The organism is Corynebacterium tuberculostearicum (assembly GCF_046097255.1).
In the GTDB taxonomy this organism is placed as follows: domain Bacteria; phylum Actinomycetota; class Actinomycetes; order Mycobacteriales; family Mycobacteriaceae; genus Corynebacterium; species Corynebacterium tuberculostearicum_J.
In genome coordinates this window covers 675,441-689,803 of record NZ_CP175770.1, presented here as the reverse complement: position 1 = coordinate 689,803, position 14,363 = coordinate 675,441, and the positions used below count along the sequence as shown (strand labels likewise).

11 protein-coding genes are annotated in these 14,363 nt (G+C 60.1%); all 11 read right to left on the bottom strand.

The features are described 5' to 3' along the window. Nucleotides 1–35: 35 nt before the first annotated feature. The 11 genes from ACKFRY_RS03445 to ACKFRY_RS03395 all read right to left on the bottom strand — a co-directional run bounded on the left by ACKFRY_RS03445 (nt 36) and on the right by ACKFRY_RS03395 (nt 14,320). Complete coding sequence (locus tag ACKFRY_RS03445; protein ID WP_408923198.1) at nt 36–1,748, bottom strand: FadD32-like long-chain-fatty-acid--AMP ligase; 1,713 nt, start codon at nt 1,746–1,748, stop codon at nt 36–38. 59 nt (nt 1,749–1,807) lie between these two features. After that, nucleotides 1,808–2,722, bottom strand: coding sequence for a cutinase family protein (locus ACKFRY_RS03440; protein WP_005327066.1), 915 nt, complete (start codon nt 2,720–2,722; stop codon nt 1,808–1,810). A 22-nt stretch (nt 2,723–2,744) separates the two neighbouring features. Continuing rightward, complete coding sequence (locus ACKFRY_RS03435; protein ID WP_005325418.1) at nt 2,745–3,176, bottom strand: DUF732 domain-containing protein; 432 nt, start codon at nt 3,174–3,176, stop codon at nt 2,745–2,747. A 2-nt stretch (nt 3,177–3,178) separates the two neighbouring features. Further along, on the bottom strand, nt 3,179–5,125 hold the full coding sequence (locus ACKFRY_RS03430) for an alpha/beta hydrolase-fold protein (protein WP_408923197.1): 1,947 nt from the start codon (nt 5,123–5,125) through the stop codon (nt 3,179–3,181). Between the two features lie 137 nt (nt 5,126–5,262). Further along, the gene (locus ACKFRY_RS03425) at nt 5,263–6,663 is read right to left on the bottom strand and encodes an NAD-dependent succinate-semialdehyde dehydrogenase (protein WP_408923196.1); all 1,401 of its coding nucleotides are present in this window, start codon (nt 6,661–6,663) and stop codon (nt 5,263–5,265) included. A 21-nt stretch (nt 6,664–6,684) separates the two neighbouring features. Then, on the bottom strand, nt 6,685–7,830 hold the full coding sequence (locus ACKFRY_RS03420; protein WP_408923195.1) for an HNH endonuclease signature motif containing protein: 1,146 nt from the start codon (nt 7,828–7,830) through the stop codon (nt 6,685–6,687). 160 nt (nt 7,831–7,990) lie between these two features. After that, nucleotides 7,991–9,004: an alpha/beta hydrolase gene (locus tag ACKFRY_RS03415; RefSeq protein WP_408923194.1), complete on the bottom strand. Its 1,014-nt coding sequence runs from the start codon at nt 9,002–9,004 to the stop codon at nt 7,991–7,993. A 137-nt stretch (nt 9,005–9,141) separates the two neighbouring features. After that, nucleotides 9,142–10,836 carry a hypothetical protein gene (locus ACKFRY_RS03410; protein WP_408923193.1) on the bottom strand — a complete coding sequence of 565 codons (1,695 nt, stop codon included), beginning with the start codon at nt 10,834–10,836 and terminating at the stop codon, nt 9,142–9,144. 53 nt (nt 10,837–10,889) lie between these two features. Next, complete coding sequence (locus ACKFRY_RS03405) at nt 10,890–11,870, bottom strand: decaprenyl-phosphate phosphoribosyltransferase (RefSeq protein ID WP_250409107.1); 981 nt, start codon at nt 11,868–11,870, stop codon at nt 10,890–10,892. Further along, complete coding sequence (locus ACKFRY_RS03400; protein WP_005325407.1) at nt 11,863–12,378, bottom strand: phosphatase PAP2 family protein; 516 nt, start codon at nt 12,376–12,378, stop codon at nt 11,863–11,865. The genes ACKFRY_RS03405 and ACKFRY_RS03400 overlap by 8 nt, the downstream gene beginning before the upstream one ends. Next, nucleotides 12,368–14,320, bottom strand: coding sequence for a glycosyltransferase (locus tag ACKFRY_RS03395; RefSeq protein WP_408923192.1), 1,953 nt, complete (start codon nt 14,318–14,320; stop codon nt 12,368–12,370). Before ACKFRY_RS03395 ends, ACKFRY_RS03400 begins: the two co-directional genes overlap by 11 nt. Between the last annotated feature and the right edge of the window lie 43 nt (nt 14,321–14,363).

Below are 14,363 nucleotides of genomic sequence, written 5' to 3'. Positions count from 1 at the left end.
ATATCGCTATATTTTGTCACTTTGTTAGCGATATATCAGAATCCCACATAATTCTTCTTGGCTACGCGGCGCGCAATCTTGCCGGAGGACGTGCGGTTGATTTCGCCAGGTGCCTTCCACACGATGTCATCCGGAGTGATGCCATGGTGGGCGGTGACCGCGGTGCGAATGGCCTCGGTTGCCTCGGCATCGCCGGACGGCTGCGCATCATCGGCGCGCTCCACCAGCAGGACGAGGGACTCAGAATCATTGCCTTCCACGGAGAAGGCAGCAACGGAATCCGGGCGAACCTGCGCGGAAGCTGCTTGCACCGTGCCCTCAATATCCTGCGGATAATGGTTGCGCCCAGCAATGACGATGAGATCCTTCAGGCGGCCGGTGATATACAATTCCCCGTCCACGATGGTTGCCAAGTCTCCGGTGGCCATCCAATAATCGTCTTCCGGCAAGCCATCCTGCAGGCGCTCACCCAGCGTATTGCGGAAGGTCGCAGCAGTTTCCTCTGGGCGGTTGAGGTAGCCGGTGGCCATGTTGGGACCGTGAACCCAGATTTCTCCGATGACGCCGTCCTTTACCTCGGCGCGAGTTTCCGGATCCACAATGGCGAGGTGCTGATGCGGCACGCACTGTCCATTGGAGGCGTAGGCAACGGTGTCTTCGGATTTATCCTCGATGACGGCGCGACCTGCGGCTAGCTCCGCGCGGTTAAAGTGCGCGATGACCGGGCGCTTGTCAGTTTGCGGGGTGGACACAATAAGCGCCGCTTCTGCCAGGCCATAGGACGGACGCAGTACGGAACGGTCCACGCTGAAGGCATCGAGGAAGGAGTCCACGGCCGATTCGGTCACCGGCTCGGAACCAATAATGATGCCTGCCACGTGCGAGAAATCTGCATCCTTGGCATGGCGAGCGGCAAGTTCCAAGGCAAAGTTCGGGATAGCGGTATAGGTGGCCTGTTTGCCGGCCGTCACGCGCCGGACCCAGCGATCCGGGTGTTGGATGAAATCGCGCGGGGTCATCATCTCGAAGTCAAGACCCAGGATGGTAACGAATATTGCCAGGATGATGCCCATATCGTGGTGCATCGGCAGCCAAGAAACGATGCGGGCAGGCATCTGCAGCTGGAGTGCCTGGAAGATCTGCGCCACGTTGGTAATAATCGCGCGATTGGTGAGCTCCACACCGGCCGGGGTGCGGGTGGAACCGGAGGTGTACTGCAGGAAGGCAGTGTCCTCTGCGGTTCCCTCCACAGGAGTCCAGGAGGACGCCAAAGAATCAGGAAGGGCGTCGAGGGAAATGACGCGCGGGCGCTCGCGTTGAGCGGAAAAGTACGTGCGCACTGCCGCCGCCGATACGCGGTTAGTCACCACGATGGACGGGTCACAGTCACCAAATACGGCCTTGAGGTGGTCCGAGTGCCCCGGCTCGTTGGGGTCATACAGCGGAATCGGCACCATGCCCGCATAAAGAGCACCCAAGAAGCCGAAGACGTATTCCGGCGAATTACCAGCCAAGATGGCCACGCGGGTACCGGGCTCTGCCACCTGCTGCAGGCGCGCCGCCACCACCTTGATGCGGTTATTGACCTGTGCGCGGGTAAGCTCCCGGCAGGTTTCTTCCTCCCCGTAGATCCACTGGCGCATCACCACGCGGTCTGGGTTGGTCTCCGCTTGGAAGAGATTCTCTGACAACTGGGCCAAGGTGAACTCGGGCGCTAGGAACTGCCCCATCTGCGCTTTCAGATCCATCGATTCTCCTTAGGTAAATGGTTTCGATAATAAAACTATCGGAGTTGGGGGAATGGTTGTTACGCGGCGTCGATAAGCTGGCGGGCCCAGCCCACTACCCACTGGTTGGCAGTCGTGCCATCGATAACGCCACTATTGGAGGCGTACTGCGCATGCACGCCATTCGCGGCAATCAAACCCTGCGCGCGCTCTAGTGCATTGGTGACGTTTGGCGGGGCATCACACACCGAATCATTGGGCGCGCAAATTTGGAAGGTGCGATCCGCGAGGCTACCGAACCCATTCTGGCGCGCACCACGCATGGAGGCACCCGGCACAATGGGCTGAACCAATCCGGATACCGGCTGCAGCGCAATTTCAGCGCCGACGCCGCCCACCTTGCGGCCTGGGTTTTGCCCGACGCCATTTTGGCGGCGGCCATCTGCGATAAGGGCCACGCCTGCGATGGATTCCGCCGGAACCACGCCCTGGCCGCCACCAATCTCATCGGCAACGTCGCCGGCAATCACCGCGCCCTGAGAAAAGCCGCTCAGAATGAACTTGGTAGCTGGGCAGCTTTGATGAACGCTACGCAGCTCGTCATTCATCTTGCCGGTTCCCTCATTGCGGGAATCGTCGTAGCTCATTTCGTGCTGCGCATTAATGTTTTTGAATTGCGCGGTATAGGGAAGGGTCCAGACCTTCACGTCGTCCCCGTAGGCCTCCTGCAACGGCTTCGTAATAGACAGCATGAACGAGCGCGGGTTGGCAGAAGGATTAATGGGGTCGTCGTCAGCCGCGGACTCCCAAGTACCCGGGGCAGAAATGAACTCCACGCGGGGGCACCACTCAGGCTGCTGCGGTTGCGGCGGCGCGGCCTGCTCCGTGGTGTGCGGAGCAGGGGAATCGGTGCCTTGGTTGAGGTAACGCGACGCGCCCACGCCGATGACAGCTAAAACGACGAGGGCCGCGACAACGGTAATAGTTTTTCGCATGGATTAGTTGTACCAGCTAAACCTAGCAAATCCCTGAACGTGCAGAATCCTTGATGAGCTGGGAAAGCTCCTCAAAACTCTGCGTGGTGCGCTGCTGCTCAATGAGCTGGCCGGCAACCGCAGAAATGGTGACCTCATTCTCGTCACAGGCCGCTTTGCCGGCTCCAAGGAGCTGATCCTCTACACCATCGACGTTAACGCCGGCGTCCTTGAGCTTGTCCAAGTACTTGGCGTCCGGTTCCGGCACCTCAGCGGACGGGATTTCAGAGATCTCACGCGCACCGCGGTCTTCCTGCGACTTAGAAGCGGAATTCTCCGAAGAGGAAGGGGCATCGGACTCCCGCTCGAGGGGCGCGATCTCGGTCTCTTGCGGCGGTTCGCTATCCACCGTGGCGGAATCGCAGCCCGCAAGACCCAGGCACAGCGCCGCGCCCACAACTACTAGCTTGCGCATAGCTACTTCTTCTCGGCCCGAACCTGGCCGAGGACCTCGCTGATCTTGCCGTGCTGGAATTCCTGGCTCAGGCCGCCAGCGGCAATCTCAGAGTAGTCAGAAGTAGGCCAGCCGAACTCGCCTTGCTCCCAACCAGCCTGGCCCCAGCGGTCCATGATCTTGCTCTTCAGAATGTAGTGCGCGCCAGTCTTCGGGGACCAGTAGATGCTGCCCTTCTCAAAGGTCTGGAAGAAGCCGCCATTGACGGCGTTCTCACCGGACGTCGGGAAGCCGAGCGCAGATTCAGCGCCGCCCATGTCCTTGTACTTGGCGCCGATAGCACCGTGGACTACCTGGTTGGAGCCATCCGGATTACGGGTCAGGATGCCATCCTGGAATTCCTGCATGTAGCCCTCGCCGACCTTCTTGACTGGGCCGGTCGGGTACTTCAGGTCGCCCTTTTCGTAGCCGTTCTTGCCCCAGGCCTGGAACATATCGCCGGTAATCTCCCAAGCACCGGTCTCCGGGGACCAGTAGATGGAGCCGTGCTCGAAGTGCACGAAGCGACCCTTGCCGTCCGGGGTCTTAGACTCACCGGTCTTAGGGAAGCCCAGCCAGGAGGTGGGCCCGCCGATCTCGGCGTAGCGAGCACCAATGCGGCCGAAGAGGGCGTGCGCACCGGTATCCGGGGACCAGTAAGCGGTACCAGACTCGAAGTCCTGGGCCTTGCCCTTCTTGGCGACGTCGTACTCGTTATTCAAGCAAGAGCCAATGACGCCGCTCTTGGTCTCCTTGGCGATGGCGCCGATGGCCTCACAGTCCGCACCGCGATCAGCCTTGTCCATCTCGAGGGCATCTGCGATGTAGGGCCATGCCTGCTGCATCTCAAACTGCCAGTATTCCCAGCTGTGCACGCCGGATGGGCGGAACTTAACCACAGGGTCAATCTTGGCGCGCTTCGCATAATCAACATAGGTCTGGGTGGACATACGGGAGATGACCTCCAAGCCCATGCCGGCGAGGTTTGCCTGGCCCTTAGCCACGGAGTTGGCGTTACCAAAGTCATCCTTGCCCGAACCTGCGGAGACATATACCTTCATGTCCTTCAGGTTTTCAATGCCCAGCTTTGGATCATGGTCGATCCAGTTTTGGGAGCCCGGCTGGCCCCACATCTTGCGGGAATCATAACCGCCGGCATCGCGCTGCGCAGCCATAATGGCTTCCGGCATGCCGCGCGTAGTGGTGTCCAGGTAACCGGAGAAGGAACCCACGAAGTTGAACAGGTGCGGGTTGCGCTCAGCCAAGTTCATCGCGGCCGTGCCGCCCATGGACAGGCCGGTGACCGCACGCTTGTGGTTCGAGCGGTACTCATTATCCAAGATGGGGATCAATTCCTTAGTCAGGAAGGTCTCCCACATGTAGCGCTTACCGCGGTCTGCCTGCTCCCAGTCCGAGTAGAAGGAAGACTCGCCGCCTACCGGCATCACTAGGTTGACGTTACGGTCAGCGTACTGGTTCAGAATATTGGTCTCGATGGTCCAGCCGGACTCATCGTCACGGGCACGCAGGCCGTCGAGTGCCCATACCTCTGGGAACTTCTTTTCCGGGTGGGAGTACCAGTCACGAGCCAGCTGGATTTGTACCTTCTGCTCTTTGTCCGGCATAGCCGCGGACTTGATGTAGACCATCAGGTGGCGGTTGGTCAGGTACTCCACACGGTTGATCTTGACGCCCTCCGGCAGGCCCTTAACATCCGGGTATTCGGTGTTCAGCGGGGTGCGGGCGGGCGGATCCTTCGGTGCGAAGTGATCGGACAGGCTGGAATCGCCGCCGATTGCGGAAGAGAGATCGCCTACGGAAGATTGTGCGGTGGCGTTTGGCAGCAGAGCCAAACCCACGGCAATAGCGGTAGGTACTGCGGCCACTGCAAGGCCCTTGCGAGCTTTGCTCGGGGAAGTGCTTTTGCGCATAGGTAAACGTCCTTGAAGATTTGCCGCGGTACCTTTCCGAGGGTTCCCCTCCCCCGGACCGATGCCTGCGGCGTGAGCTGTCTATCGTGTGCTCAAGTTTAAGTTGAACTTGAGACTTACGCTAGACTGACACGCCGCTACATTGCCGGGGAGTTGCCCGGGTTATCCTGTCCGCTCACGCGGTACAGGTGCTCGTTGACAAACTCGCCGACGCCCCAGCGTGCCAGCTCGCGGCCGTAGCCGGAGCGGTTCACGCCACCGAATGGCAGGCCTGCTGCGGTTACCGACGCCTCGTTGACGAACGTCATGCCATCGTTGAGCTGGTTTGCCACCTCGAACGCGGCATCCAGGTCGGTGCCCCAGACGGAGCTGGACAGACCATACTCCGAGTTATTGGCAATCTCGATAGCCTCTTCAACGTCCTTGGCCTTGTAGACAATAGCCACAGGGCCGAAGATCTCGTTGCAGCCTACGTCGGTGGATGGGTCGACGTCGGTAAGCAGCGCAGGCTCCATGTAGGCGCCCTCGCGGTCAATCTTCTTGCCGCCTACACGGATCTTGGCGTCACCATTGGCCGCGGCCTTTTCCAGGCGCTCCACGATCTCATCGCGAGCACCGATGGAGGACAGCGGACCAATGTCGGCATTCTCGTCGTCATAAGTGCCGACCTTCATGTCCCCAATCTTCTTCTCCAGGTACTCCACGGTGCGGTCGTAGAAGTCCTCCAGAACGATGAGGCGCTTTGGCGCGTTGCAGGCCTGGCCGGTGTTGTACATGCGGATCAGGTTGTACTGATCCAGTACCCACTCTAGGTTCTCATCATCAATAACCAGGAACGGGTCGTTGCCGCCCAGCTCCAGCACGGACTTCTTGTAATTTTCACCGGCGGTCTTGGCCACGGCAGAGCCTGCACCCTCCGAACCGGTCAGCGAAACACCCTTGATGCGCTTATCCGCTACAAAGGCATCCATCTGGGAACCGGAAGCGTAGATGTTGATGTACGCATCCTTCGGCAGACCAGCCTCTTCCAGGATGTCCTGGCACGCCTGGGAAGACAGCGGGCAGATGGAAGCGTGCTTGAGCACAATGGTGTTACCCAGCAGCAGGTTAGGCGCCGCGAAGCGGGCCACCTGGTAGTACGGGAAGTTCCACGGCATGATGCCGAGCAACGGGCCGATCGGCTCCTTGCGCACTACGGTCTTGTCGGCATTCTGTGCCGGCAGGTACTCGTCGGCAAGCAGCTCGTGCGCGTGCTCGGAGTAGTAGCGGTAAATATCGGCAACAATCTGCACCTCGGCCTTGGCCCAACGGGTCAGCTTGCCCATCTCGCGGCCGATGTGATCCGCTAACTCATCAATGCGCTCTTCATAAAGATCAGCTGTGCGGGACAAAACCGCAGCACGCTCCTCGATGCGAGTGCTCCGCCATGCCTCGTAGGCCGCGGTGGAACGGTCTAGGATGTCATCGCGCTGCGAATCATCGATACGTTCAAACTGGTCTTCACTCTTGCCTGTGTTTGGATTCTCAATAGCGAACATGGGCCCCTGTATAGTCCCGACTCACAAACCTTGCAATGGCCCCCTCCTGAGCTTGAGGAATCGCTCCCACGTCAGCTTCCAATGAATATTCCGGGGCGCCAGAGGACCTGCCGCTCGGTCCACCTCATAGGTGCCATCCTCAAACATCCAGACAATATCTCCGGTAAACGGGTCCATGATGTATCGCACCCGACCATCCGTCTTCACGTTATGGTGATGCTGACACAAGCTCACCAGATTTCCCACACTGGTAGGCCCTTTGTCGCCGTACTCCACTCGGTGATCCAGTTGGCAATAGTGCGCTGGCATTGAACACCCCGGCCACCGGCAGGTCGCGTCCCGCCCCTGCACCCAGGCACGGATTTCTTCTGAGGGAACATACTTTTCGACGTCCTCGGCGGTAAGAGTTCGCACCGCAGAGTCATGTGCTAAGTCCTCCCCCAGATCGCACCATCCTGCACTAGGAATAAAGACGCGGGAAGGATCCTCGCCGGTGCGATAGGTGTTAATCACCACCTTGGTACTAGTGCGGTTAAAGATCAGATTTTCCAGCGCTTCCGCCTTTGAAACTCCGTCTTCTGCTGCCGCTTTATCAACATGCCGGGAAATCGCCGCCGCAGTGGCCTTATCCGTCTTCAATACAATCGTGGCTTGTCCACCCGAATAGGACACCGACACTGCGCGCTCGATCTGCGCCGACAAATCTGGCTTCAGCAGCCCATCAATGAATCCACGCAGGAAATTTCGGATTTCCGGTTCCGTCGGCACGTGCTGTCCTGGGTCTTTGGGCGTGAGGAAATCTGCCAAGGCCGCATCAACCAGTTGGATCTGCGCTTCATCCTCGCCGAGGGGACGCAATTCCACGTCAATGACCTGGAGTCGCGGAAGGTCCAAAATCCAGTGTTCCGTTTGTACCGCGGTAGTAAGCGGCAGCTCGCGCATCCGAAAGTGGGCTTGGATCGCACTTGATACCCGCCATCGCGAAAGACCGAGCCTCTTAGACAATATGGCCAGTGTGCAATCAACGTCGTCTTCTAACTGTGGCAGCACTGCCTGGAACAGTTGCCATGATTGAATTCTTTGCACCATGGCCATGACACACACGGTGTCTTCCATGTCATTGGTAGAAAAATACGCCTGTTTTGGTGGTGCGGTAGCAGTAGTCACGAAAGCTCCCCCTCTAAATAGATTCGCACACCCAATCGAACTGACACCCATAGATTAACGCAACGCCGAGACACCCGCAATAGTTAGACGCATATTTGTTCGATACCCGCCGCAAAAGAAAATCCCCCTTCCATCAGGAAGGAGGATCAGGCCGCGAGAATTACCAAGCGTTCATAACGTTAAGTACCTGTGGCTTAGAGCGGTTGAGCTGGTAGCCGAACTGTTCCCAGTTGTGCAGACCCTGTGCTGGGTAGTCCACGGTCGGGTTCAGGCCCTGCAGGCGAGCGGCGCCCTCCCACACGCGGGTGGTGATATTGGAGCCGAACTCGAGTGCAGCACCTGCCGCTTGGTGCTCCGGCAGGTAGTGGCTATCGCCGGCGCCTGGGACACCAGAAGCTGCGGAGATGTACAGGTTGGTATTGCGCAACTGCGGAATAAGCAGCAGCGGATCGTTCTGGAAACGCTTCGGGTTAAACAGGGAACCGTACATAGCGTTGATGTTGAATCCGCCCGCATCCAGCATGGCAAAGCGCATCATGGTCTGAGCGCCTGGGACCGTGGTGGTCAGGAAGCCGGAGTAGGACAGCGCCTGACGGAACTGGTTCGGGTGCTTTGCAGCCAGGGTCAGTGCAGCACCGGCGCCCATGGACAGGCCAGCAATGGAGTTGTTGTTGCGGGCAACACCGAAGTTGCGCTCCAAGTAGCCAGGAAGCTCGCTGGTCAGGAAGGTTTCCCACTTGTAGTTGACCGGATTTTCCAGGTCGTAGGTAGCAGGACCCTGCCAGTCAGCGTAGAAGGAAGCGGCACCACCGACGGGCATAGCGAGGGTGATGTTGTGCGGCTCGTAGGTCTTGGCAGCATTAACGTCATTTACCCATGCGTTAGTGCGATCGGTGGCACGCAGGCCATCCAGCAGGTAAAGGGCAGCATTGCCGCCACGCTTTGCCGGCTGAACCTGCACCGGGATGGTGCGGCCCATAGCCTCGGACCAAACGTCGCAACGCTGGACCCACCAGCCAACCTTGTCCCACTCACACGTACCAGTGGCGTCACGGCGCAGCCAGTCGCGGTTGGCTGCCTCTGCCGGCTGGGAACCCGCCACGACGGCCAGGCCCAAAGCTACGGCAACTGCCATGATGACTGAAAGGACGCGACCCTTGATGGATGCAGTCATCTTTCTCCTTCAAACTACTCGGTGATTGTCACTAAGTTCTATCGTCCGGAACCTGTATACCGTTAACGTCACGGATCGATAACAATGTCACAGAATAGTGTAACTTAGGTTCTCCCTAAAGTCTGCATCTAAAGGAATTAGCGCAGGTAGTCAGAGGGATCAGAAGAAAAAGTGAGGGTCCGGCCATCGGTCAGGGAGAATTTAATATTTTTCCAGAAACGGTCCCAAGTTAGGGGTTCCCTGTATGTGGCGAAGAGTTTCTGAAAATCGGCGTCGGCAAGCGCGGCGCGAGCCTTGGCCGCCTCGTACTTATCAATCCACGCCGGGATCTCGTCGATATCGGCCGCGGAATCTGCCACCTGCCACGACATATCCAAGCTCTTGTCGTGCCCAATGCGCCCGCCCTCGATGCGCGGCTGGCGCGCCGCCAAGGGGTTGCTAAGGCCGATATTGTCCAGCACGCGAATATCCAGCGGCGCATTCATGGAAGACAGGCCCAAATTGAGCAGGTAAACGGTCGGCGGATCGGTGCGCGAAGGATCCGCAGGCGTGGCCGTCCACGAGAACCGATCTTCGCCCTTGATATAGCGGAAGGTCATGGCGTCGCCGGCCTCTAGCTCGTCGATGCCCTCTTGGTAGTCCTCCATAAACTTGGCGCCGAGGAATTCTTCAGCGCGCATGGGCGGATCCTGGCGCTGGGTGGCATAGGTCCAGAAATCACGCTCGTCCACGATGGAAATCTCATCCGCATAGATGCTGCGATCCACCGGATGGCCGCGCAGAACGATAACCAGCGCCCACACCGCGCAGAGGACGGAGACGATCCACATGCGTACGCTAACGACAAAGATCGGAAGCAGAAACGCAAAGAGCGGCAGCAGCAGCATGCGGCCGTGCATAAAGTCTCCGCCCACGCGCAAGACGTAAAGCGTATGGATGAGCGCCGCGCCCACAAAAAGATACGTGGCAGTGGCGGTGGATCGCAGAGCCGTGGGGCGCAGGTCCACCTTCCATAGACCGTCAATGGCCAGCACGATGAGCGGCAGGAAGAGCCAGTACGGCCCGGCAAAGTCCGCCAGGTAGGTAAAGCCCTTGCCCCATTCGGAACCGGCCGCAGACTTGGCCACGGCCGTGTGCGGGGTCAGCAGGCCGTAGTAACCCATGCGGAAAATCTCATAGGCCAACGGCAACGGCACTGCGACGGCAAGAATCTTCCACCAGCGGTGGGATACGAGCAGCACGATTCCCACCAGGCCGCCGTACAGGGCAAGCTCTGGGCGCACCAGCCAGGACAGCCCGGCCCAGAAGGCGAGCCAATAGGCGTCGCTATTGCTCCCGGAGTGGCGGCGCGGGCGCGACCACCGCAGCAACAGCCACCACAGCACCGCAAGGTAGAAGATGCACAGTCCCCATTCCAGGCCGGAGGTAAAGAAGTCGCGGGCCGGTGGCAGGGCCAAATACACAAGTGCGCCGGCCGGAAGGACGGCTCCAGAGCGCACGCTTGCCGACGCCCCCGTACCGACAACCATTGCTGCTACCGCCAAGAAGAGGCCCAAATAAATGGCGATGCCTTCCAGATTTGCGTGGGTTACCCAGCGCACGAGGAAGATGAGGTACTGCCACAGCGTGGAGGTATTGGCCTCGACTCGTTCGCCCATATTGAACACGGGCCCGTTTCCGGCTTCGAGGTTGCGCACGGTGCGCAGGACGATGAGGCCGTCATCGGAAATCCAGCGGCGGGCGAAGCCGCCCCAGAAAGATAAAACACCGATCACAAGAACGGCCGCTGGGGTACTCCAGCGGGCGATGCTCTTGTGGTCGGTGTTAAACACGGGGAGAAAGTTTATCAGCCCCGCAGAAAATTTCTACATCGTTTCCGCTGTGTCTAGAACAACGGCATGATATAAACCGCCATGGCAATGCAGGCGAGCCAGGCCAAGGCGAGAACCTGCAAAGTGCGGTCCTCGAGTGCAATCTCGTCCGGTGCGCCACCCTGGCCGCGGTCCACATCGGCCGCGTAGCGCAGGATGGCGATAGTAAACGGCACCATGGAAATCTGGTACCACACGCCACCGGTCTGAGCGTCGTTAGCGAGCTCGAAGCCCCACAGGGTGTAGCAGATGACCACCGCGGTGGCGGCTAGGGTCCACACGAAGCGCAGGTAGGTGGGCGTATAGCCCTCCAGGGACTTGCGGATTTTCGCTCCGGTTTGTTCTACCAACAGGATCTCCGAGTAGCGCTTGCCGGAGGCCATAAACAGCGAGCCGAACGCCGCCACCAGCAGGAACCACTGGGACAGCTCGATGCCTGCGGCTACGCCACCGGCCATGGTGCGCAGCATGAAGCCGGAAGACACCAGCGCAATATCGATCACCGGCATATGCTTCCAGCCAAAGCAATAGCCCAACTGCAGCGCGATATAAATCGCCATCACGATAGCCAGCTGCGGGCCGGCGGTGGCAAGGAAAGACAGGCCGATGGACAGGCCGATGAGCACCACGGCCATGACATAGGCGAGCTTAATCGGCAGCACGCCCGAGGCAATCGGGCGGAAGCGCTTGGTCGGATGCTCTTGGTCCTCGCGCCAGTCCTTCGCATCGTTAATCAGGTAGATGGAGGAAGCGCCGAGGCAAAAGACGACGAAGGCCAAGAGGACGTCGAGAAGCACGCGGCCGTGGAATAACGCATCGGCGCCGGCCGCGGCGGGGGCGGCCAGCACCAGGACGTTTTTGACCCACTGCTTGGGGCGCAGGGCCTTAATCATGCCATCGACAAGATTCTTCGGCGGCTTGCGCTTGCGGCCGGTATCTACGCCAGAGGTGTGCGGTTCCGAATGGAAAAAGTGCTGGTTTCCATCATCACTCATGCTTCATTCCTTTCATCACGACCTCCGCGGTAGCAGCGCCGATGGCCGCACCCACGGCCGTGTCTGTTGGATAGTGCACTCCGAGCACCATACGCGATGCCATCATTACCGGCACGCCGAGAAGGGGCGCCTTGCGGCCGGTCAGGCGGCTTACCGCCACCAGGAATGCGGTGGTCGAAGTCGCGTGCGAGCTAGGGAAAGACAATGTGGAGGGCGTCTTTACCCCCACGCGCACGTACGGATAATCCGGGCGCTTGCGGCGCACGATGCGCTTGAGCACCACACTGGCGGCGTGCGCGAGGAAGGCGGCGGCCCCAACACGGACCCAGCCTTCGCGGCGGCGCTTGTCGATGCCCGCCCCTACCGCAGCGCTGCCCATCCAACCTAAGGCATGCTCGCCCCAGTGGCTAAGCCCGCGGGCGGTGGGAAGTACGCCGGGCACGTCGAAAGCCGCACCCTGGATGGACTCGAGGACGCGCGATTCGGCTACGGAAAGCTTATTGGGCATCGAAGACCTTCTTCCACGACTCGCGCGAGGTCAGCTCCGGCTGGGCCGCGCGGTATTCGGCGCGCAGGTCGTCGAAGTTCTCTTCGATTTCCTTCAGCAATTCGCGGGTCTGGGCCACGAGGTCCTTGGCTAGGTCGCGGTCACGCTTGCGGAAGGCGACGCCGGTGCCACCGGCGGTAGACACGGTGGCCGAATCTACGCGGGACAAGGTGAACCAGCGGGCCTCGTCCGGGGTGAGGTTGAGCTGCGGCGCCTCATGGTGCGCAGCATCTTCCTTGCTGACGAGATGCTTGAGGCCCTTGATGGCCCACGGGATCTTCTTGATCTTGGCCAGGCGGCCGCCGATATTACGGGTGGGTACTCCCGGCGCGCCGGTGGGAGCTGGCAGCTCATCGGCGGATTCCAGGATGACGGCATCGGAGTAGTTCTTGCGGATCTGCGCGATGCGCGGCAGCGAAGACTCCAAGATGTCGAAGAGATGGTCCGGTCCGGCCAGGAAGTCTCGCATGGCCTCAATCTGGATGGCCATGGTGGAGTATTCCATGCACATGGTGTGCTTGAGGGTGGACTTAAAGATGGACTTGGTAATGCCCTTGGCCGGCCCCTCGTGGTACATCGCGGCCACGATGAGGCGGTTGCGCAGGTGGAAGTAGGCCTGCCAGTCAATGGCATCGTCCTTATCCGCCCAGGCCATGTGCCAGATGGCGGCGCCTGGCCAGGTCACCGTGGGGAATCCGTTGCGCGCCGCGCGCAGGGAGTACTCGGTATCGTCCCACTTGATAAACAGCGGCAGCGGCTGGCCGTTGGTTTCTGCCACGATACGAGGGAAGAGGCACATCCACCAACCGTTGTATTCCACGTCAACGCGGCGATGCAGCGCGCGGGAATCGTACTTCTTGGGATCCAGGTGAGTCTCGCGGGTGCCGATGGCGCGCAGCGGGTACTTGGCAAAGTCGTGGTCGTAGACGGCGTGCGGCGCCGCGCCCCACATGAAATCGGCTCGGTTAACCTGCTCGCCGGTGGTGCGCAGCTGGGAGCGCTCCTGCAGATTGAGCATCTGGCCGCCGACGATGATGGGCTTAGCCGCGTAGCGGGCCGCCTGGACCGCGCGCAGTACGGAGTCTGGCTCGATGGCGATGTCATCGTCCATGTACAGGATGAAGGGCGAATCGGTATTTTCCAGCGCCTCGTACATGATGCGGGAGTAGCCGCCAGAGCCGCCCAGGTTGCCCTGGCGGAATTCGCGGAAGCGATCGCCAAAGTGGGCCACCGCCTCGTCGTAGCCCGGCTCATCAGCGGGGTGCTGGTTGCCTTGATCCGGCATGAGGACGAAGTCGATGATCTCGTCTACTACCGGGTCCTCAGCCAGTGCCTTGAGCGCTGCCACGGCATCGGTGGGGCGGTTAAAGGTGGGAATGCCAACCGCCACGCGCTTGTCCTGCGCCGGCTGCTCGGTGCCGTCCGGCAGCAGCTGCGGGCCGGGGGCGTGGGGGGAGCACCAGGCGGCGTCGGCAAGCGTGGTTTCCTGCTCGGCGGTGATATCGAACCACAGCCAGCCGCCATCCTCGAAGTTTTTGAGCGGCAGCTCAAACTCATGGTGGCCGGTGCCTACCAGGTGGTTGGCCACGGAAATGCGCTGGCCATCCTGCTTGGAGCGGTAGAGGGAAATATTTGCTTGACCCTCAATGTCCAGGCTGAGGATTACGGAACGCAGCTGGGACCAGCGGCGCCAGTAGGAGGCTGGGAAGGCATTGAAGTAGGTTTCAAAAGATGCTTCCTCGCCGGCCGGGATGGTGACGGAGGTGCGGTTAAACCAGCTGAGGCGTTCGCGGTTTTGCTCGGCCTCGATGAGGTAGAGCATCCGCACATCAAAGGGCTCGCCGCGCTTAGGCAGCAGGATGCGCTGCAGGGGCTCATGGGCCTGGGTGTTGTTGGCAGTCACGATAGCTTCGATTCTCCAAACGGTATAAACAGTAGTCAGCGAT